This window comes from Kitasatospora sp. NBC_00315, from assembly GCF_041435095.1.
GTDB lineage: Bacteria > Actinomycetota > Actinomycetes > Streptomycetales > Streptomycetaceae > Kitasatospora.
In genome coordinates this window covers 5919738-5938408 of record NZ_CP108025.1, presented here as the reverse complement: position 1 = coordinate 5938408, position 18671 = coordinate 5919738, and the positions used below count along the sequence as shown (strand labels likewise).

Below are 18671 nucleotides of genomic sequence, written 5' to 3'. Positions count from 1 at the left end.
TGCGTCCGGGTGCCCGTGCTTCCGGGTGCCCGGTGCATCCGGGTGCCCGTGCTTCCGGGTGCCCGGCAGGTCAGCCGGTCAGCCGATCAGCCACTGCTCCTCGGCCACGGCGCCGACTTCGGTGCAGGCGTCCGTGAGCACGTCGAGCACCCGCAGGGCGTCCGGCAGGGGCTGCTCGGGGCCGCGCAGCCAGCGCACCTCCGAGCCGTCCGGCAGGGCGGCCGGCGGGAGCAGGGTGTAGGAGCCGCGGCAGTGCCAGCGCAGGCCGGGGTGCTCGGACATGGTGTCGGGCGTGGAGTCCAGGACGCTGGGCCACCACTCGTCCTCGTCGATCGGGGTGCCGCGGGTGGCGGTGAAGAAGAGGTAGCGGTCGGCGCCGACGGCCGCGACCGGCCCATCGACGCCGAGCTCCATGAGCCTGGCGAGGGCCAGCACACCGGCCTCGGCGGGGACGTCCAGAACGTCGTGCGCGCGGCCCGTGGCGGTGATGAAGTTCGCCTGCGGGTCACGGGAGAGCCAGTGGGCGAGCTGCTCGGGGTCGGTCGTCGCCTGCGTCTGCCAGGCGAAGGAGACCGGGTGCTGCGCGGGGGCCGGACAGCCGACCCGGTCGCAGGAACATCGGTACCCGGCCGGGTGCGCGGCGGGTGCGAGCGGGAAACCGGCGCGCTGGGCGCCGAGCAGCTGATCCAGTCGGGCGGCGGGGCTGTCCGACGGAACCGTACGGTCCCGCTGACGTTCGCGCTTCTGCCACCAGGTGGTCCACCTACTGCCGGCTTCCATCGGGCCCCTTCCGTACCGCTGCTGTGCCTGGTGTGACACAGCATTCGATGCAACACATCCGAGGCAACACCCGCGAGGCCCGGCTGCTTCCCGGTGGCGCACGGTCTGCCGTCTCCGCCGGCCGGCCGGAGCCGGGGTCGCCGGACGGTCGACGCTCCGGGTCACGGTACGGGGTGCGAGAGTTGCGGCTCGGCGGACGAGCACGCGGACGCGTGCCCGACCCGGCCCGTACGGGCCCGCTGACCCGGGCGATACCCGAGGGCGTACTGAGCAGGATAGTGCTGCGGGGGACCTGTGAATGACCGGGGGCGGTGCTTCTCCGGTCACACCCACGAGCTTCGTCAACCACACGTGACGCACACCGCGGGCGGGTCGGCCGCGCCCCGACCGCCACCGGCGCCGCGACCGCCACTGCCGCCCGCACGGGGTACCACCGCGCCGGGACCACCGCACCAGGCCACCGCGCCCGGCAGCGTCGAGGCGGCTCCGGCACCCGCTTCGCGGCGGGCCCGCGAGGTGAGAGGCTGGTGGAGTGAGAAGCGCGGAGACCGAATTCGTCGGCGGGCCACTGGACGGCCGGATCCTGCCGATCCCGTTGGGCCCCTTCAACGGCGTGCCCAAGATCTACCGGGTGCCGGTCCCGGCCGTCGGGAACACCCCGGCCGAGACGCTGGTGTACACCCGCGCCAAGGAACAGCGGGGCGCCCGCTGGTACTGGCGCTACGAGTTCGACCGTGCGGCGTCGGGCCGCGCGCCCGAGGAGGAGTCGGGCCGAGTGCCCGGCTGACGCTGCCGCCGGATCCGGCGGCAGGGGCGGCCGAGCCCGCCCGCGAGGTACGGAGGACGGCCATGGCACAGGCGAAGCGGCACCCGGAGGGCTCGGGAGCGCATAGGGCGGCGGGCGACGGCCCGGCACACGGGGCACGCCACGGCAGGCGGACGGCGTTCCTGGCCGGTGGCCTGCTGGTGCTGATCAGCCTCTACAGCGTGACGATCGGGACGAACGGCGTGCTCTGGTTCGGCTGGGCGGTGCTGCTGCTCGTCTGCGCGGCGCTGTTCGCCGTACGCGCCTGAGCAGCCGCACCGCCCCGTCCGCCCCCGCCTCGGCCCCCGTGCCGGTCAGGCATCCTCGGCGAGGATCAGATAGAGCTTCTTCCGGGCCTCGGTGAGGACGGCCAGACCCTTGGTGCGCTGCTCCGGGGTCCCGGTGGTCATCACCTGCCGGATCGCGGCGTCCACCGCGCCGAGCGCCTGCCCGACCTCCTGGACGGCCTCCCAGTCGACCTCGCGGCCGGCCTCGGCCCAGGGCTCGTCGGCGCCGGCCTCGGCCAGGGCCCGCCCCGCCTCGGTGAGCGAGACCAGCCGCTTGCCGGCCACCTCCTGCGCCGTGATCAGCCCCTCCTCCTCCAGCAACTGGAGCGTCGGGTAGATCGAACCGGGGCTGGGGCGCCACGCCCCGCCGGTGCGCTCGCCGATCTCGGCGATCATCTCGTAGCCGTGCATCGGCCGTTCCTTGAGCAGCGCCAGCAGCGAGGCACGCACGTCCCCACGCCGGGCCCGCCCACCACGCCGGCCACGCGGGCCGCCGTGGCCCCGGCCGCCGTGCCCGTGGCCGAACGGGCCACCGAACGGGCCGCCGGGCGGTCGGCCGGGAAAGCCCGGTCCGCCGGGCCCGCCTCCACCGAAGGGCGGTCCGAACGCCCCGAAGGCGCGCCGCCCCTCGAACCCCTCACCGGGGATGTCACCGAACTCCGGGCCACGGCCACGACGGCCTCCGCCGCGTCCGCCTTCCTCTTGCTTCCTGTACGGGTTTCCGGGGCGCATCGCACCCACCACCTCTCCTTGCGGACAGTCTCGAAGTAACTGTCTCGATACCTCGACGATATATCGCTGACTGTCGCTCGTCAACGACTTCCGACTGTCCTGCTGACCCGTGACAACGAAGATGGACGACGTGCCACTGAAGTTGGACTGATGGCTAGTCGTGCCATCCAAGATGGACCGCTGAGTGGTTTGGGCCAGCGAAGTTGGACTGATGCTGTGTCTTGAGTGAGTCGGCATGGCCACTTGGCTCATTCGGTCGAGCTCGAAGAGCGCCGCTCCTGACCCGCCAGGGTCCGGTCCTTCCCCTTGACCCAGAGCGCTGTGCATCCGCTGACGTGGCTGCTCTTGCCGAGAGCGCCCCGGACCCGCCGCCTCTCCGACTCCTGGGTAGCGTCACCCTGGTGAATCTCAACCTCTTCGACGATGTCCCTGACGGCCTGACTCAACGAGCCCGATCGTTCGTCCGCGCGCACGGCGTCAGGGTCGATGTCCAGTCGGTCAAGGAGCACAGACAGTGGTGGCTTGAGCGAGACATCCCGGCGGCGGCCATCGATCGGATGGCGGCATACCAAGCGCGATGGGGCGGCTTGGTCCTGCCACCCGCACCCAAGTACGACGGCGGACCCAGGTACCTCGAAGCGGACTCGCCCGAGGGCTCAGCCTCCGAAGGGTGGTGGTTTGAAGCCGGGATGCAGCGGACCGCGGTCCCTTTCTCATTCATGATCGGGCCGTCCGGTGAATTCGGCATTCACGCAGGTCAGTGGGTATCCCTCCACGCGACCGTCGAGGGCTGGGTGGAGTCGCTCGCCCTGGCTCACCACGCCTCCATGTGGGCAAAGAAGATCGTCAGGGTCAACGGCGACGATGTCGACGGCATCGTGCTGGACGGATACGAGCCGGTGCACGAAGTGATGGGCGTGACCGACACCTGGTGGCGAGGAGTCGACTCCCTGGTGGCGATCTATTCAGGGGAGGCCGAGGCTCTCTCCTTTCCACGGGGCCGTACTGCGATGATCTACTCCGGGCTGGATGAGTGGGGCCTGCGTGGAGGCGTCAAGGACGGCGTCAACGGCGCGCCGTTGTAGCGGTTCCGGCTCAGGGGCCTGATGACAGCCTCACCGGTCCAACTCCGTTGTCACAAAGCAGCGTCGGTCCAACTTCGCTGGCACGTAATCCATCTTCATTGTCAGAGGACACGCCCCTCGGGCCGGGCGGCCCGGGCCGGCGGCCCGGGATCGCGCCCGCCCGCCCCGCACGTCGTTCACCGCCGGGCGCCCGCCCGGCCGCTACGGTGACCGGCATGGCCGGTGAACGAGATCTCGCGAAACTGCTCGGTGGAATGCGCCCCGTGCTCAACCCGGGCCGCTACGTCTACTGCACCCTCCCGGCGAGGGTGCCCCCCGGGATGCGCCCGGTGGTGACGGTCACCGAGCCGGAGGGCGTCACGGTGGTGGTGCCGCAGGAGGAGGCCGACTCGCTCGGCCTGCGCTACGAGTACGTGGCCGCCTGGATCACCCTGCAGATCCACTCCGCGCTGGAGGCCGTCGGCCTCACCGCCGCCGTGGCGGAATGCCTGGCGCAGGCGGGCATCAGCTGCAACGTGGTGGCGGGCTTCCATCACGACCACCTGTTCGTCACGGCCGACGACGCCGACCGGGCGGTGCGGGCCCTGGAGGAACTGGCGGCCGGACACTGACCCGTCCCGCCGCGCGCCGTTCCGTCCACCGCACCGCCCCCTGCCCGACCACCGCCCCGCAGGTTTCCCCGGACGGCTGAGCGCCGATGGCCGTGCCCGCGGACCGCTCCGAGACTGGGAACGCTGAGCGCCGTACCGGCCGGTCAGCCCCCACAGGAAGGGAGACGGACCCGATGGCGGTCTGCGACGTGTGCAGGAACGACTACTGGCTGGCCTTCGAGGTGAAGACGATCACCGGCGACACCTACACCTTCGACAGCTTCGAGTGCGCGATGCAGAAGCTCGCGCCACGGTGCGAGCAGTGCGAGGTCCGGATCATCGGGCACGGCGTGGAGGTTTCCGGACGGTTCTTCTGCTGCGCCAACTGCGCCCGGGTCAACGGCGGGCTCGGCGAGCAGATCCGCGACGCCGTCGGCTCCCACCCCGCCTGAGCCCGCCCGGCGGCATCCGGGCACGCGGGCGGTCCCGCCACCGACGGGTTTGCCCGCGTGGTGGGGCCGCCCGCGCCGACGCCCGACAGGCGATTTCCGGCCGCCCGGGACCGGGGCACCATTGTTCCTGTCATGGACAGGCCGCACCATGGCCGGATGGATCCGAGCCGGCTCGTCCTGATGACCGACCACAGCTCGACGGAGGGCAGTCGTGCCACTCTGGCCACTGCCGTCGAACTGCTCACCGGAGAAGCACCCTTACTGGTCGACGCGCGCTACTTCATGACCGGCGGCACCGGTCTGGCGGACACCACCGACGGCAGGCTCCGCCTCCGGACACCGCGGGCGCCGGGCGCGGTACTGCCGTCGGCCGTGATCGTCTACGAGATTCCGCCCGCCCGGCGCCGGAGCTTCGAGCCGTTCCAGCGACTGCTCGACCGCCGGGCGGTCGCCTCGCTCGGCAGCGGGGTCAGGGCCTGGCGGGCCGCCACCGAGAAGAACCTCACCGTGGAGCGCTTCGCCCGCGACGGCATCGCCCAGATGGCGACCGTCAGCCTGCGGCGGCCGAGCCCGGGAACCGCCGCCGATGCCTTCGAACAGCTGGGCCGGGACGTCTGGGCCCGACCGACCGTCGGCATGGGCGGCAGCGACGTCTTCCACCTCACCACGGACGCCCACCTGCGTGCGGCCGCCGCCCACTACGCCAGATCCGGACAGGACTGGCTGATCGCCAGGGACGCCGGCAACTTCACCCCGGACGGGCGGCGGCACCAGTTCCGGGTGGTGGTGCTCGACGGGCGCGTGGTGCGGGCGGTCGAGCACGTCCAGGCGGATCCGGACGCGCCCTGCAACGAAGGGCAGGGCGCGGTCTCGACCCTACTGGCGCCCGACGAACTGCCCGCCGGGCTGGCCAGGTTGGCGATCTCCGCGACCGCGTCCCTGGGGCTGCCGTTCGCCGGGGTGGACCTCGCGGCCGAGAGCGGCGGGGTGGTCTTCGAGGTCAACGTGCATCCGATGTTCGGATCGGTCGGCGGCCTGGAAACGGTCGCGATCCCCTATGTGGAGGCCCACTTGGCGCTGCTCGCACAGTCCTGACCGGGCGGCCCCGGGGCGGCGGCGCCGCGAGCGGTACCCGAGTCTTCGCCGGGACCGACGTCCGGCTCTTCGCCGGGACCGACGTCCGGATCTTCGCCGGGACCGACGTCCGGACCGGCGCCTGCCGGGTGGTCGCGGGCGACCAGGGCGGCGGCCCGGCCCGGATCGCCCGCCGCCCGCCTCAACAGGGCCTCCACCGAGTAGCCGCCCTCACCGCAGGGCCCGATGCCGAGCGAGAGTCCGGCCTCGAAGCGCTCCATCGACAGGCCGGCCGCCAGGTCGGGGCGCAGCACGTCCACCGCGCACACCAACTCCCAGGCGGCAGAGTCCAGTCGGGCTCGCCACTGCGGGTCGCAGGCGTTCAGGGCCTCGCTTACCCCGGGGCTCCCGGGCTCGTACTCCCGCAGGGCAGGGAGCAGTTCGGGGGCTCCCATGATCTGCGCGGCCCGGAACGTGAGGAGGCGCGCGCCGGCCGGGTCGGCGAGCAGTCCGGCCAGCAGCGGGACGGCGCGCGGATCGTGCCGACGGGCGAGGCCGCGGATGCCCTCCTCACGGACCTCCGGGTGCGCGTCCGCCACCCGGGCCCGGAGTGCGGCCCGGATCGCCGGGCTGTCCGCGTCGGCCTGGAAGCCGAGCGTGAAGGTCGCCAGGTCGCGGACCTCCGGATCCTGGTCACGGGTCAGCGCGATCAGGGACCGGATGTCCGGCCCGTCCGAGCGCCCGGTCAGGACGCCGGCGAAGGAGCCGGCGGCGTACCGGCGGACGTCGGCGTCGGGATGCCCGGCGAGGGCGACCAGGACGGGGACGGCGTGCTGGTGGTACGTCCGCTCGATCGCCTCGGCCAGCGAGCAGAGCACGTAGGGCTCGGTCTCCCGCTCCGCCAGCTCCGCCAGAGCGGCCACCACCCGGGCGCGGAGCGGCTCGTGCCGGTCGCTCGCCCGGCCCAGCAGGTCGCAGCCGGCCGCGCGGTCGCGGATGTCCTCCGAGCCGGTGAGTGCCAGGCCGATCGTCACCGCCCCCGGCCCGTCGAGGCCGGCCGCCCGCCACAGCAGGGCCCGGTATTCGTCGTCCGGGCCCGTCGCGTCGGTGTCCTGCGCCGACGTGGCGCGCGCGAGTGCCAGTGCCCGATCGACCAGTTCGGCCGCAGTCCCCGTCTCCATCCGGGCAGTCTGCCGGTGCGCGCCCGGATGCGCCCGCGAGTATCCGGCCACCGGACCGGCCGTACCGGGCCGCCGCTCCGCTGAGCCCGGCGACGCCGAGCCTCTACGCTCCCGTGCGGCCGGTCGCCAGCACCTGGAGCAGTCGCGCCACCTCGGCGGCGACCGCGTCCCGGGCGGGGCCGACGTACGTGCGCGGGTCGACGAGCGCCGGGCCGGCGGCCGGCCCGGCCCGCAGTTCCCGGGTGAACACCCGGTTCAGCTGCGTACCGATGTTGACCTTGGTGATGCCCGCCGCGACGGCCCGTACGAGGTCGGCGTCCGCCACTCCGGAGGAGCCGTGCAGGACGAGCGGCACCGGGACGGCCTCGCGCAGCCGCGCGATCAGCGCGAAGTCGAGCACCGCGTCCCGGGTGTCCATCGCGTGCGAGCTCCCGACGGCGACGGCCGGCGCGGCCAGGCCGATCGGAGCGAGCGCGGCGTGGTAGCGGACGGCGTTCTCGCCGACCTGAAGGATCACCGGTCGGCCGGCCGGCCCGCTCGGCGCCGGCGACCACCGCCTGGATGTGTTCGAGCTGGATGACGTTGAACGCCCCGACGCCCGCGCCCTCGGCGACGGCGGCGTCGATGACCTCGTCAGGTGCTGCGAGCGACGCGGATCTCCTGCTCGGGTACGGCGGTTCTGGGCCGCCGACCGTCCGCGGGGGTGGCGGCCCGGAGCCCGACCCGTCCACCAAGCAGGCCCTCCAGGGCCCGGGCGCCCTCGACGCAGGCGCACACGAGGACGCCGTCGACGCGGCGGGAGGCGTCCGGGATCGGGCGGGGCACTCGGCGGGTGTCGTCGAGGGCGTCGAGGGGGGCGTTCAGGGTGGGGGTGGGGATCACCGCGAGCTCCCGGATCGGCAGTGGAACTCAATGGTTCTTCCTGCATGATTGATAGCTTTTTCATGCAGTAATACGCAAGTCTCGATCAGGCTGCTGAACCGACCGACGGCTCACCCCTTTCAATGCCGCCATCACCCGATGCGCAGACACCCCGGTGGGCCACGCAGGAGATGCTCCATTCCGGTGAAAGTCACGTGCTAATGAGCAGAAGTTCGCACAGACACCGCCAGGGCCACCCACCCGGCGCCCCGCAACACGCCCGCCCGGGGTGGCGGTGGTCGGGCGGTCCGGGTTTCTGGCGTAGTGTTCTACCTACCGACGCGGGGTGGAGCAGCTCGGTAGCTCGCTGGGCTCATAACCCAGAGGTCGCAGGTTCAAATCCTGTCCCCGCTACTGCAGAGAAGTACGGAAGGACCCGGTGCACCAGCACCGGGTCCTTCTGTTTTCACCGCCCCCCGGGGGCCCCGCCGGTAAGTCCCCGGGACTCCGCCGGTCAGCCCCCGAACCAGCCGGCCACGTCGAGCCGGAAGCCGCTCGCCGGCACCACAGCGCGCAGTCCGTCCTCCAGCTCGGCCAGCCGGTCCGCGCCGAGCGCCTCGGCCCACCGGTCGTGCAGCTCGTCGAAGATCGCGGCGGAGCGCATCAGGGAGTCGATCCCGTTCGGCGTGAGCCGCAGCAACTTGCGCCTCCCGTCCGAAGGATCGTCCACCCGCTCCACGTACCCGAGGCCCTCCAGGCGGTCCACGGTCTTGCCGGCGGCCTGTTTGGAGACGCCGAGCCGCCGGCCGAGTTCGGTGGCGGTCACCCCGTCCAGACCGATCGCCTGCATGGCGAAGCCGTACGCCGGACGCACGTCCGGGTGCCCCTGCCGGGCCAGCTCGGCGTGCAGCTGGTCGATCAGCGAGCGAAAGCCGGCGAACAGCAGCAGCGGCAGCTCGAAACCGGGAGCGCCCTGGGCACCCGGAGCGCGGCGGGCGTCAGCCATTGCAGAACTCGACAACCTGGTTTACTGTTTCGTCAATCACGTTGACGAGTTTAGTCGTTCGCGGCCACATCGCACGAGGGGAAACGCCATGCCCGAGAACCTGTTCGCCGACCACGACGTCGACACCGCACCCGCCGCCGCCCGCCGCTCCATGGAGGCCACGGTGAAGCACCTGGGCTATCTCCCGGCCCCGGTCCGCCGCCTCGCCACCTCACCGCACCTGCTGGACGGCTTCCTGAAGATCAACACGATCTTCGAATCGAGCACGCTGGACCCCCTGGCCCGCGAGGTCCTGGTGCTGACCATGGCGACCCGCAACGCCTGCCACGTCTGCGTGGCCATGCACACGGCACGGCTGAACGCGATGGGAGCGGACGCCGGTCTCATCACGGCGTTGCGGGAGCAGCGGGCCCTGGACGATCCCCGGCTGGAGGCGGTCCGGCTGTTCACCCTGGAGGTCCTGCGAACCACCGGCGCGGTCGGCGACAGTGCGATGCGGTCGTTCCTGGACCAGGGCTTCACGCCCCAGAACGCACTGGAGGTGGTGCTCGGCATCGGCGTCTACACGATGTCCACCCTCGCCAACCGGATGACCCAGGCACCGACCGACGAGCGCCTGCTGCCCTTCGCCTGGCACCAGCAGCCGGCCTGACGATCCGTCCGACCGTTTCCGCGCGGACCTCCGTGTGCCTGCCCGGACCCGCGCGGACCTCTCTGGACCTACCCGGACCTACCCGGACCTACGCGGACTGCGGCGCGATGTGCCGGGGGCACGCGCAGGGCGGCCAGGTACTCCTGGCGAGCGGCACGGGGTCGACGGGCGCGTACTCGGCACGCGGCTCGACATCGCCCAGCGGCCGGCCGTCGGCATCCACACGGTACGTGCGGATCCACATCCGGCCCGTCGTCCGGCTGGATCTCTCCGTGGCCTTCCTGTCGCCTACTACGCCGGCGCCGGTGCTGCTGACCATGGAACCCTCCTTCTGACTGCCTCAGCCCTATGTTCAACAAGTGGATGAACAAATTGTTTCGATTGACCTCGCTTCCTTGAAGGTACGCCAGGATCCGCCATTTCCGGAAGAGTCCGGTAAAGCCTTCCGGATCGATCATTCGACTCATGAAGATAAGACCCCATGAGAGCGATCACCTGACTACAGCAGGTGACAGGCGACTCGGCGACGGGCTCACGCCGGGGAACCGGAGGACGGCCCCCGGTGTCGCGGAGTCCACCGCGCCCACCGGGGCCCGAAGATCATGATCGACCGTCAGGAACGGCTACTGAAAGGGTTTGCAGCAAGATTACGCACGGATTTGCACGAATGCCTTGACGCCCTCCCCCCGTGGGCGGGATCGTCGTCTCGCAGCCCGCACCGCCCACCCCGGCGCCCACCCCAGGCGCCCAGCACCGCCGTCCCGCCGGACGCTCACCCCGCGTCCGTAGGACGACCGGCCCGCCGGAAGCCTTCGGCGGTGATCTCCACGGGTCTGCAGAACGTCCGGTCCCACCAGATCAACGCTCGCTCTCGGACGACAGCCGCTCTCCGAGCCCCGGTCATGCCCGCACTGCTCCCCGCACCGTTCCGGGCCCCACGCCCGACGGATTCGGCATGCCGGTGGACGCCCCCACCCACCCACGGGAGTTTGTCGATGCCCAAGTTGATCCGCCACGCCGCGCCAGACGAATCCGCCGGACCTGACGAGGCCGGACCAGCCGGAGCCGGCCCGGCCCGGTCGGCCCGAGCCCGACGTGCGCCGCTCGGCCTGCTGGCGACCGGCGTACTGCTGGCCGGCGCCGTCCTGCCGATCGCCTTCCAGGGCACGGCCCAGGCCGCCGCCACCCCCAACGGCGGCGATGTGATCGCCAACCTGTTCGAATGGAACTGGAACTCCGTCGCCGCCGAGTGCACCACCGTGCTCGGCCCCAAGGGCTACGGCGCCGTCCAGGTCGCACCGCCGGCCGACTCGATCAAGCTGAACGGTGCCCACCCCTGGTGGGAGGTCTACCAGCCGGTCTCCTACGGCCTCAACAGCCGGATGGGCACCGAGGCCCAGTTCAAAGCCATGGTCACGACCTGCCACAACGCGGGCGTGAAGGTCTACGCCGACGCGGTGATCAACCACACGGCCGGCGTCAACCAGAGCAGTACCAGCTCCTACGGCGGCGCGAGTTTCAGCCCGACCGGCTACACGTACAACAACATCCCCTACAGCCGCTCGGACTTCCACGGCTCGCCGCCCTGCCCGAACGCGGACCTGAGCATCAACGACTGGAACAACGTCACCCAGGTCCAGGAGTGCCAGCTGCTCTCGCTGTCCGATCTGAACACCGAGTCGGACTACGTCCGCGGCAAGATCTCCGGCTATCTGAACAGCATGGTCGACTCCGGCGTCGACGGCTTCCGGGTGGACGCCGCCAAGCACATCGCCCAGGCCGACATGGCCAACATCCTCTCCCGGGTGCACGACACCACCTGGGGCGGACGGCCCTACATCTACCAGGAGATCTTCCCCGGCAGCGGCGGTCAGCTCGCGCCGAGCGCGTTCGAGGGCAACGGCAGCGTGCTGGAGTTCACCTACGCCTACAAGCTCAAGGACCAGTTCAACGGCAACATCGCCAACCTGAAGACCTTCGGCCAGAGCTGGGGCCTGGAGCCGAGCGACAAGTCCGCGGTCATGGTGACCAACCACGACCTGGAGCGCGACCAGACCACGCTCACCTACAACAGCGGCGCCAAGTACAACCTGGCCCACATCTTCGAGCTCGCCTGGAACTACGGCACCCCGCAGGTCTACTCCGGATTCCGCTTCGCCAACAAGGACGACTCCCCGCCGGCCGACGCCAACGGGTACGTCACCGACGTCAACTGCTCCAACAGCACCTGGACCTGCACCGACCGCAACCAGGGCATCGCCAACATGGTCGGCTGGCACAACGCCGCCAGGGGCCAGTCCGTGGCCAACTGGTGGGACAACGGCGGCAACGCCATCGCCTTCAGCCGGGGCAGCAGGGCCTGGGTCGCGATCAACAACAGTGCCGCCGCCGTCACCCAGACCTTCACCACCGGCCTGGCCGCCGGTGCCTACTGCGACGTCATCCACGGTGACGTCACCGCCGCCGGTGCCTGCACGGGCACCACCGTGACCGTCGACGCCTCCGGCAAGGCCACCGCCACCGTCGCGGCCGGCGACGCCGTCGCCCTCTACGCCCAGGCACCGCCCTGCACCACCGACTGCCCGACCGCCCCGCCCACCACCACCCCGCCCACCACCACCCCGCCCACCACGCAGCCCCCGACCTCCCCGCCGCCCAGCAGCGGCACCGTGTCGGAGACCTTCAACGAGTACCGGACGACCGTCACCGGGCAGAACGTCTTCGTCGTCGGCTCGATCCCGGCCCTCGGATCCTGGGCCCCCGGCTCCGCCGTGCCGCTCTCGTCGGCCGGCTACCCGACCTGGTCCACCACGGTCGGCCTGCCCGCGAACACGGCCTTCGAGTACAAGTACATCGTCAAGGACGCGGCCGGGAACGTCACCTGGGAGTCCGGCGCCAACCACAGCGCCGACAGCGGATCCGGCGGCACTCTCAACGACACCTGGAACGGCGCCTCCACCACCGGCACCAGCACCTCGGTGAACGTCGACTTCACCGAGAACAAGACCACCGTCTACGGCCAGAACGTCTTCGTGGTCGGCTCCGCCACCGCCCTCGGCAGCTGGGACCCGACCGCCGCGGTCGCACTCTCCTCCGCCGGCTACCCGAACTGGAGCGCCGGCGTCACCCTCCCGGCGAACAGCGCCTTCGAGTACAAGTACATCGTCAAGGACGCGGCCGGGAACGTCACCTGGGAGTCCGGCGCCAACCGCAGCGGCACCACCGGCGCATCCGGCTCGGTCAGCCTGAACGACACCTGGAAGTAGCACCCCCCGCACCACCTCCGGCGGCAGGACCGCCGGCCCCGGGCGCGACCGTCACCACGGCCGCGCCCGGGGCAACCGTGTGCCCGGCCTCGACACGCCCTCTGTGTGGGGTGTGAATGGTTTAGCCTTGGTGCTCCCCGAGACCACCGGAGCACTCGTGTACCGCATGCGTCCCGCGGCTCTCAGCGATCGAGGGCGGATCGAGGAGCTTGCCACGCGCCGCTTCGCCTGGATGAAGCGGACGGGACACGAGCCGTGGCCGCAGACCGCGGAGCTGATCGCCAGCAGGGCCGGCGACGGGGTCGCTCCGATGTGGGTCATCACCGGGGCCGACGACGTCGCCCGGGGGTGCACCATCGTTCTGGACACCCTGGGGAGGGCCGTCTTCACCGATGAGGAGTGCGCCGAGGAATCGCTGGTCCTCGTGAGCACGCTCACGGACCCGGCCTCGACCGGAGAAGGGTTGGGCTCCCGCATCGCGTGGTGGGCGGTGGATCGGGCCGGCCGTGAGGGCAAGGCGTGGGTACGGCGCGTGACCTCGGAGGACGGATTGGTCCGGTACTACAAGTCCCAGGGCTTCGATGTGGTCCGCGTCCGGGAGTTCCAGGGGCGGCCTGTTGTCGGGATGCAGCGGCGGGCGCAGCTCCTCGGGCCCATGGAGCGGCTCACTGCGGAGTGACGACGAAGCCGCGGGCGCCTCTGTAGTGCTGACGCCTGCGGCCTCACCTGCGGTTAGTACGGGTTGTCGTCACCCGAGTTGCAGGAGCACTTCTCGGACTCGACCAGGGCTTCCAGGTCCTCGACGAACTCGATCGTGTCGGCCTGCCGCTTGGGCATGGTGATCGTCACGTCAGTGATGGGCATGGGTCGCCTCTTTCGGTTCGGGGCGGGGGGACATGGGTTATGAGCCTCCGTGCTGGCAGTAACTTGCGAGTGGTGCCTTCGCCTCCTGGTAGAGCTTGGCCAATGGCCGGCAGGTCCCGCAGGAGCCCGACAGCGCGCAGCCGGAGCAGCCACCGGTGCGAAGCATGAGGGAGTCGGCGATGCCGCCGAGGCGGTGAAGCCCTTCGACTCCTTCGGCGATGAGGTCGATCCGGGGGTCGCGGCCGACCTTGCAGATCGACGCCTTGCCGTGCGGATCGGCGTGGAAGAACGTGTGGCCCGCGTGGCAGCCCGTGAACACCTTCCGCTTGCGGAGGCGGTCAACGGACTGCGCAGGCAGGGTCTCTGCGCCGCCGTAGATCGTTGGGGACATGTTCGTGTAGGTCATGTGCGGCAGGCTGTAGCCGCGGCCGCCACCCGCCTGATGGCGCTGCCGCTGGTGGAGTCCTGGCTGCCGGAGTGGCTCCGCTCCGCCCCGACCCGCGCCACCCTCCCGCCGCTGGACCTCGCCCCGGCGGCGGCCGCCGACACCCCGCCGGAGGCACAGTGAACGACAGCACTGGCGTGGCCTCCGTCGACCAAATCGTCGTCTGGTGCGTCGCGATCACGGCGATCATCGGCCTACTGGCCTGGGTCGTCCGGGCCGTCCGTCGTATCGCCCGCATCGTGGACGACTTCGCCGAGGACTGGAACGGCAGCCCGCCCCGGCGCGGCGTACCCGCCCGCCCCGGGGTGATGGAGCGCCTCGACCGGATCGAGCACGAGCTGCACCCCAACTCTGGCTCCAGCCTCCGCGACGCCGTGAACCGGATCGAGGACAGCATCTGCACCACCACGAACGACACCTGATGAAGCACCGCGCCCCCTGTCCGGCTCCGGCCGGACAGGGGGGCGCTTCGTCGCATCCGGGGTCAGTCCTCGGCCAGCTCCCGGGCGGCCTCTGACAGGATGGCCACGCCACGACCGCGATCATGAGGGGTGCCCAGTGAGTGAGTGGACCGTCCACGGCAGCCGCACCATCTACGACAGCCCGTGGGTCTCGCTCGACCTGGTCGACGTCGAGCCGCCCGGCCATCCCCGCTACGAGCACCACCTCATCCGCTGGGCTCCGGTCGCCGCGACCGTCGTTCTCAACGACCGGGGTGAGGTGCTGATGATGTGGCGCCACCGCTTCGCCACCGACACCTGGAACTGGGAGATCCCCTCCGGGATCGTCGAGGACGGCGAGACCCTGGAGGCCGCAGCCGCCCGCGAGGTCGAGGAGGAGACCGGCTGGCGCGTCACCGCCGTGGAGCCGCTCGCCTACAACCAGCCCGTCGGCGGCATGAGCAACGCCGAGCACCACACGTTCCTCGCCCGCGGCGCCGAGTTCGTCGCCCCACCCGTCGACACCCACGAGGCGGACCGCATCGAATGGATCCCCCTCGACCGGATCCAGGGCATGATCGACCGCCGGGAGATCGTGGCCGGCGTCGCGGTCACCGGCCTGCTGCAACTGCTCGCGCGCCGACCCTAGGCAGGCAGCGCGCCGGCCGCCCCGGCGTGGATCGCCTCACGCAAGTCCCGCACCCACGGCATCCGCGAGGCGCTGACCGGCACGCTGGCCGCGACCTCGCGGGCCCGGGAGACGACGATGCCGGTCAGGTGCTCGGCCGGGAGGGTGGCGAGCGCCTGCACGCCGACCTGCGCGGCCGTCGCGACCTCGCCGACGTGGACAAGTCCGGCTGCCTGGTCGAGGGCGATCAGCGCCCGGTCGAGGTACTCGACGGGCGCGTACATGGTGAGGGCCTCATCGAGGGCGGCCTGCGCCCGGCGGGTGTCACCAAGGACGGTGTACATGCTGCCGACGTGCCACCGCAGTTGGCGGGCGGTGTAGCCGTACGCGGTGTCGCCGGTCTGGTCGGCGCCGAGCCGGGCGAACGCGGCCTCGGCGATGCGCATGGCCTGGCGGGCGTCGCCGGCCCGGCCGAGGCGGGCGAGGGCCCTGGCTTCCAGGGCGGGCGCCCACGCGGCGGTCGAGCACACGGTGTTCCCGGCGACGAGACGGGCCCGCTCGGCGAGGTCGGCGGCGGCCTGCGGGCTGCTGAAGTAGAAGGGGATGACCGCCTCCCTGGTGAGCAACCACGCCCGCAGGGCCCGATCTCCGGTCTCCTCGGCGGCGAGCTGCGCGCACCGGAACCAGGCTCGGGCCTCACGGTGCTCGCCGAGTGCGACGAGGGCGATGCCTGCGGTCCCGGCGAGCTGGGCCGCGACCCGGCACAGTCGGGTCCGGTACTCGGCTGGCTGACGCCGGGCGAGGAGGAGCTGCACCTCCACGAAGTCGAGGACCGACTCGGCGAGCAGTTGGTTGGGTGGGCTCATCTGGTAGGCGTGGCCGTACTCGGTGGCCGAGCGCTCCCACTGCTCCATGGTGGTCTCGCTGAGGGTGTCACCGAGGGTGTCGGACATGCTGCGGCGGACGTCTCCGAGGGCGTCGATGACGGGGGCGGAGAGGCCGACGCCGGCCCCGGCGAGGAGGGCGCGGAGTATGGCTCGCTGGCCTGCCATGTCCGCGGGGGGTCCGGTGACTGGCACAGCTGGGGGTTGGGGGGCGACCGGTGTGGCGGTCGGTGTGTCGGGCCCGGTGGTGTAATCCTGGCCGAAGCCGAGCCGGTCGGGCCGGGTCTGGTAGAGGCGGCAGAGGCCGTCGAGGTTGCCGTCGCCCGGGCGAGCCGTGCCACGCTCCCACGAGGAGAGCTGCTGCACGGTGGCTCGGTGGCCGAGGTCGGCGAAGGCGACGACCGCTGTCTCCAGGGTCCAGGCGTGGGCGAGGCGGCTGGCCTGCAGCAGGCTGACGGAGCACGTCGCAGCGACGGCCTGGGTCAGCTGCCAGGGGGTCCACTGCTCGGCGGCGGCCTGCGCCCGGAGACGGTCGGCGGTCGGCCGGTGGTTGGCACGAGGCATCAACGGCTCCGGGGGATAGCTGGGGTGACACCACGTTAGACCGTGCGGGCGGTGGCCGCTGACCCGTTTCACAGTCCCGGCATGAAGAGTCCCTCCGTGTTCGCCACGGCTGCGTGAAAGGCTGCGCGGTTCACACGTGGGATGCCATTGCCGGTGCCCGCTGGCAGGGCGGACGCTCTGCTCATGCCCCTCAGAACACCTCCTGCAGTCGAGCACCGGCCGCTGGTCGGCGTCCCTCGCTTCATCGAGATCAGTGCCGAGCAGCGCCTCGGACGCGTCTGCATCGAGCCGGACTGCGGCGCCACCGCGGGGCTCGGTCCAGCCGGCCACGTCTACACCGAGACATGCGCCGGGTCGGCACCGCTCGGCTGGGCTGTCGTCGCCTGCCCCACCCACGCACCCGAGGAGAGCACCCGATGAGCGACATGGTGACCGTGCAGGTCGAAGGCGCACTGGGGCCCACCCGAAAGACCCTGCCGCAAGCGATCGTCCTGGCGTGGCAGACCCTGCGCGCACTGCCGCTCGGCGAGGACCAGCTGGCCGACCTTCGCCGGCTCTTCGGGTCCGGAGCGGAGGAGCGGATCCGCGCGGAGATCCGTAAGACGGGGAAGTTCGAGGTCTGCTTCCTGCCGCTCGGCGGGCTCGAAGAGCTGCAAACGGTACAGATCACCCCGGTGGGTGTGCTTACGGCCCTTCGCCGGTGACGGGCCCTCGGTTCGAGGTCCGCGAGCTGCCGGACGGTTATGGGATCTGGGACCTGCTGCACGACCAGCGGCTGGAGCAGCCCGGACTGCCGGACGTGTACTGGTTCACCACGGAGACCCTGGCCGAGGCGTGGATCGCCCGCCAGGAGCCAGCCGCGGCCCCTACCCGAGCCGCACCCGCCAGCGGTCCGCCGGAAGAACCAGGTCGGCGGTCTCGACGGGCCGCCCGGCCGCCGAGTACCGGGTCCGCTGGACCAGCCACGCCGGAACACCTGGCGCCAGACCGAGCTGGGCTCCCTCAGCCGCGGTGAGCGCGTGCAGCCCTGCGTCCGCGACGGCGCGGGCCCAGGTGCTCGCGCGCGGGCCGGCCCACCAGCTGGTGACAAGGTGGCTCGGCCGCAGGTCCGGGTCGAGGTACTCGAAGCGCACCCAGTGCAGGCGGGTTCGGGGTGCGAGTTGCAGTCGTCCGGCCAGCTCCTGGCTGGCAAGGCACGTGCCAGTACCGCCACCGTCGCCGGTGGGGTAGGGCCAGTCGCCGTCCGGATCGATGAGTGTGCGCACAGCAGGAGGATGCGCCACCACGAGGCGTGATCGCTGGGTTCCCTCGAGTTCTCCCGCGCGTCGCAGGACGGCCATGGCGAGGCGGACGGCGGCATCGGTAGTGCCTAAGTCGGCGGCGAGCCGTGCGCGGGAAGGGAGCTGGTGCCCTGGGGGCCAGAGACCGTCAGCGATGCGCCGGCGGAGCTCGGCAGCGACGCGCTGATAGGGCGCGACCGGCGGCATGTGGGTCCCTGCGGGCGAGGCGGCTACTGGGCGTGAGCCGTTGCGCAACGGCTGAGACCAAACCGTAGGGATGACCTCGCCATCTTGGGCGCCCAAGATCTTGCCCCTGACTATGGATGCACACGAAGATGACTGAATGTGACGTCGGCCAGCCGCTTCACTGATTCGAACACGCGCGCCAACCTGTTGGCCGGAGGCGTGACCCGCCCCGCACCACCCGAAAGGCGCACCACCATGCCCGACAGCCCGACCCCCGCCCCGGCTGTCATCGCCGCGTACAGCTGGACGCCGGCCAGCGCCTGCTTCCGGTGTGGCCGCAGTGGGGTCGAGACGGCGGAAGTCGGGTACCTGCCGCACCGCAGCATCTCTGCGTGTGCCACCTGCGTGCTGCTGATGGAGCGCGAGAGGGAGGCTGCGGCCGAGCGGTACGGATGGCCGTACGCCCCGGGAACCCCGCCGACCGGCCGGCCCTCGGCGCCCAATCCGGGCTGGAATCCGTAGGGAATCCGTAGAGCGCGAGCTGCCGTAGGGCGCCCGTAGAGATCCATTTATCTCAAAGCGGAGACAGTACATCTCAATCTGTCTCAC

22 protein-coding genes, 1 tRNA gene and 3 pseudogenes are annotated in these 18671 nt (G+C 71.4%); 15 read left to right on the top strand and 11 right to left on the bottom strand.

The features are described 5' to 3' along the window. Positions 1-78 precede the first annotated feature (78 nt). Positions 79-780, bottom strand: coding sequence for a bifunctional DNA primase/polymerase (locus tag OG823_RS24715; RefSeq protein WP_371481932.1), 702 nt, complete (start codon positions 778-780; stop codon positions 79-81). Positions 781-1312: 532 nt separating this feature from the next. On the opposite strand from OG823_RS24715, the gene OG823_RS24710 reads away from it, so the two are divergent. After that, positions 1313-1567, top strand: a complete 255-nt coding sequence (locus OG823_RS24710) for a hypothetical protein (protein ID WP_371481931.1) — start codon at positions 1313-1315, stop codon at positions 1565-1567. A gap of 62 nt (positions 1568-1629) precedes the next feature. Next, positions 1630-1854, top strand: a complete 225-nt coding sequence (locus tag OG823_RS24705) for a hypothetical protein (RefSeq protein WP_371481929.1) — start codon at positions 1630-1632, stop codon at positions 1852-1854. Between the two features lie 45 nt (positions 1855-1899). On the opposite strand, the gene OG823_RS24700 is transcribed toward OG823_RS24705, so the two are convergent. Beyond that, positions 1900-2604: a PadR family transcriptional regulator gene (locus OG823_RS24700; protein ID WP_371484641.1), complete on the bottom strand. Its 705-nt coding sequence runs from the start codon at positions 2602-2604 to the stop codon at positions 1900-1902. Between the two features lie 401 nt (positions 2605-3005). Here OG823_RS24700 and OG823_RS24695 point away from each other — a divergent pair, with 401 nt between their 5' ends. From OG823_RS24695 to OG823_RS24680, 4 genes are all read left to right on the top strand, one after another. Next, complete coding sequence (locus tag OG823_RS24695; protein WP_371481927.1) at positions 3006-3689, top strand: hypothetical protein; 684 nt, start codon at positions 3006-3008, stop codon at positions 3687-3689. A 215-nt stretch (positions 3690-3904) separates the two neighbouring features. Next, positions 3905-4300, top strand: a complete 396-nt coding sequence (locus OG823_RS24690) for an ACT domain-containing protein (RefSeq protein ID WP_371481925.1) — start codon at positions 3905-3907, stop codon at positions 4298-4300. Between the two features lie 173 nt (positions 4301-4473). Further along, positions 4474-4731 carry a Prokaryotic metallothionein gene (locus OG823_RS24685; protein WP_371481923.1) on the top strand — a complete coding sequence of 86 codons (258 nt, stop codon included), beginning with the start codon at positions 4474-4476 and terminating at the stop codon, positions 4729-4731. Between the two features lie 156 nt (positions 4732-4887). Then, positions 4888-5826 (top strand): RimK family alpha-L-glutamate ligase, encoded by a 939-nt coding sequence (locus OG823_RS24680; RefSeq protein ID WP_371481922.1) that lies wholly within the window; start codon positions 4888-4890, stop codon positions 5824-5826. Here OG823_RS24680 and OG823_RS24675 read toward each other — a convergent pair. From OG823_RS24675 to OG823_RS24665, 3 genes and pseudogenes are all read right to left on the bottom strand, one after another. Beyond that, the gene (locus OG823_RS24675) at positions 5787-6986 is read right to left on the bottom strand and encodes a HEAT repeat domain-containing protein (protein ID WP_371481920.1); all 1200 of its coding nucleotides are present in this window, start codon (positions 6984-6986) and stop codon (positions 5787-5789) included. The two genes, OG823_RS24680 and OG823_RS24675, sit on opposite strands and share 40 nt — an antisense overlap. A 103-nt stretch (positions 6987-7089) precedes the next feature. Beyond that, a pseudogene (locus tag OG823_RS24670) lies at positions 7090-7612 on the bottom strand (class II fructose-bisphosphate aldolase). A gap of 7 nt (positions 7613-7619) precedes the next feature. Beyond that, positions 7620-7868 (bottom strand): hypothetical protein, encoded by a 249-nt coding sequence (locus tag OG823_RS24665; protein ID WP_371484759.1) that lies wholly within the window; start codon positions 7866-7868, stop codon positions 7620-7622. A gap of 319 nt (positions 7869-8187) precedes the next feature. Here OG823_RS24665 and OG823_RS24660 point away from each other — a divergent pair. Further along, positions 8188-8261 (top strand) — tRNA-Met (locus OG823_RS24660). 100 nt (positions 8262-8361) lie between these two features. Here OG823_RS24660 and OG823_RS24655 read toward each other — a convergent pair. Then, entirely contained in the window at positions 8362-8853 is a 492-nt protein-coding gene (locus OG823_RS24655) for a MarR family winged helix-turn-helix transcriptional regulator (protein WP_371481919.1), read from the bottom strand. Between the two features lie 88 nt (positions 8854-8941). Between OG823_RS24655 and OG823_RS24650 the strand changes: the two genes are divergently transcribed. The 3 genes from OG823_RS24650 to OG823_RS24640 all read left to right on the top strand — a co-directional run bounded on the left by OG823_RS24650 (position 8942) and on the right by OG823_RS24640 (position 13450). Then, positions 8942-9505, top strand: a complete 564-nt coding sequence (locus OG823_RS24650; protein WP_371481918.1) for a carboxymuconolactone decarboxylase family protein — start codon at positions 8942-8944, stop codon at positions 9503-9505. A 995-nt stretch (positions 9506-10500) separates the two neighbouring features. Next, complete coding sequence (locus OG823_RS24645) at positions 10501-12771, top strand: carbohydrate-binding module family 20 domain-containing protein (RefSeq protein ID WP_371481916.1); 2271 nt, start codon at positions 10501-10503, stop codon at positions 12769-12771. 127 nt (positions 12772-12898) lie between these two features. Continuing rightward, positions 12899-13450 (top strand): hypothetical protein, encoded by a 552-nt coding sequence (locus OG823_RS24640; RefSeq protein WP_371481915.1) that lies wholly within the window; start codon positions 12899-12901, stop codon positions 13448-13450. Between the two features lie 53 nt (positions 13451-13503). Here OG823_RS24640 and OG823_RS24635 read toward each other — a convergent pair whose 3' ends face one another. Beyond that, positions 13504-13635 (bottom strand): hypothetical protein, encoded by a 132-nt coding sequence (locus OG823_RS24635; RefSeq protein ID WP_371481914.1) that lies wholly within the window; start codon positions 13633-13635, stop codon positions 13504-13506. 37 nt (positions 13636-13672) lie between these two features. Beyond that, positions 13673-14044, bottom strand: a pseudogene (locus tag OG823_RS24630) (radical SAM protein); the annotation flags it as partial. On the opposite strand from OG823_RS24630, the gene OG823_RS24625 reads away from it, so the two are divergent. From OG823_RS24625 to OG823_RS24615, 3 genes are all read left to right on the top strand, one after another. Next, positions 14042-14203, top strand: a complete 162-nt coding sequence (locus OG823_RS24625; RefSeq protein ID WP_371481913.1) for a hypothetical protein — start codon at positions 14042-14044, stop codon at positions 14201-14203. The pseudogene OG823_RS24630 and the gene OG823_RS24625 sit on opposite strands and share 3 nt — an antisense overlap. Continuing rightward, positions 14200-14502 carry a hypothetical protein gene (locus tag OG823_RS24620; RefSeq protein ID WP_371481911.1) on the top strand — a complete coding sequence of 101 codons (303 nt, stop codon included), beginning with the start codon at positions 14200-14202 and terminating at the stop codon, positions 14500-14502. The genes OG823_RS24625 and OG823_RS24620 overlap by 4 nt, the downstream gene beginning before the upstream one ends. 136 nt (positions 14503-14638) lie before the next feature. Next, a complete protein-coding gene (locus OG823_RS24615; RefSeq protein WP_371481909.1) occupies positions 14639-15169 on the top strand; it encodes an NUDIX hydrolase in 531 nt (176 codons plus the stop codon). On the opposite strand, the gene OG823_RS24610 is transcribed toward OG823_RS24615, so the two are convergent. Then, a complete protein-coding gene (locus OG823_RS24610) occupies positions 15166-16596 on the bottom strand; it encodes a hypothetical protein (RefSeq protein ID WP_371481908.1) in 1431 nt (476 codons plus the stop codon). The genes OG823_RS24615 and OG823_RS24610 overlap by 4 nt on opposite strands. Positions 16597-16779: 183 nt before the next feature. Here OG823_RS24610 and OG823_RS24605 point away from each other — a divergent pair, with 183 nt between their 5' ends. Both OG823_RS24605 and OG823_RS24600 read left to right on the top strand, forming a co-directional pair. Further along, complete coding sequence (locus OG823_RS24605; protein ID WP_371481907.1) at positions 16780-17016, top strand: hypothetical protein; 237 nt, start codon at positions 16780-16782, stop codon at positions 17014-17016. After that, positions 17013-17300: a hypothetical protein gene (locus OG823_RS24600; protein ID WP_371481905.1), complete on the top strand. Its 288-nt coding sequence runs from the start codon at positions 17013-17015 to the stop codon at positions 17298-17300. The genes OG823_RS24605 and OG823_RS24600 overlap by 4 nt, the downstream gene beginning before the upstream one ends. Positions 17301-17462: 162 nt before the next feature. On the opposite strand, the gene OG823_RS24595 is transcribed toward OG823_RS24600, so the two are convergent. Both OG823_RS24595 and OG823_RS24590 read right to left on the bottom strand, forming a co-directional pair. Next, a complete protein-coding gene (locus OG823_RS24595) occupies positions 17463-17861 on the bottom strand; it encodes a UTRA domain-containing protein (RefSeq protein WP_371484640.1) in 399 nt (132 codons plus the stop codon). A 30-nt stretch (positions 17862-17891) separates the two neighbouring features. Continuing rightward, positions 17892-18083: pseudogene (locus tag OG823_RS24590) on the bottom strand (GntR family transcriptional regulator); the annotation flags it as partial. Positions 18084-18671: the final 588 nt, after the last annotated feature.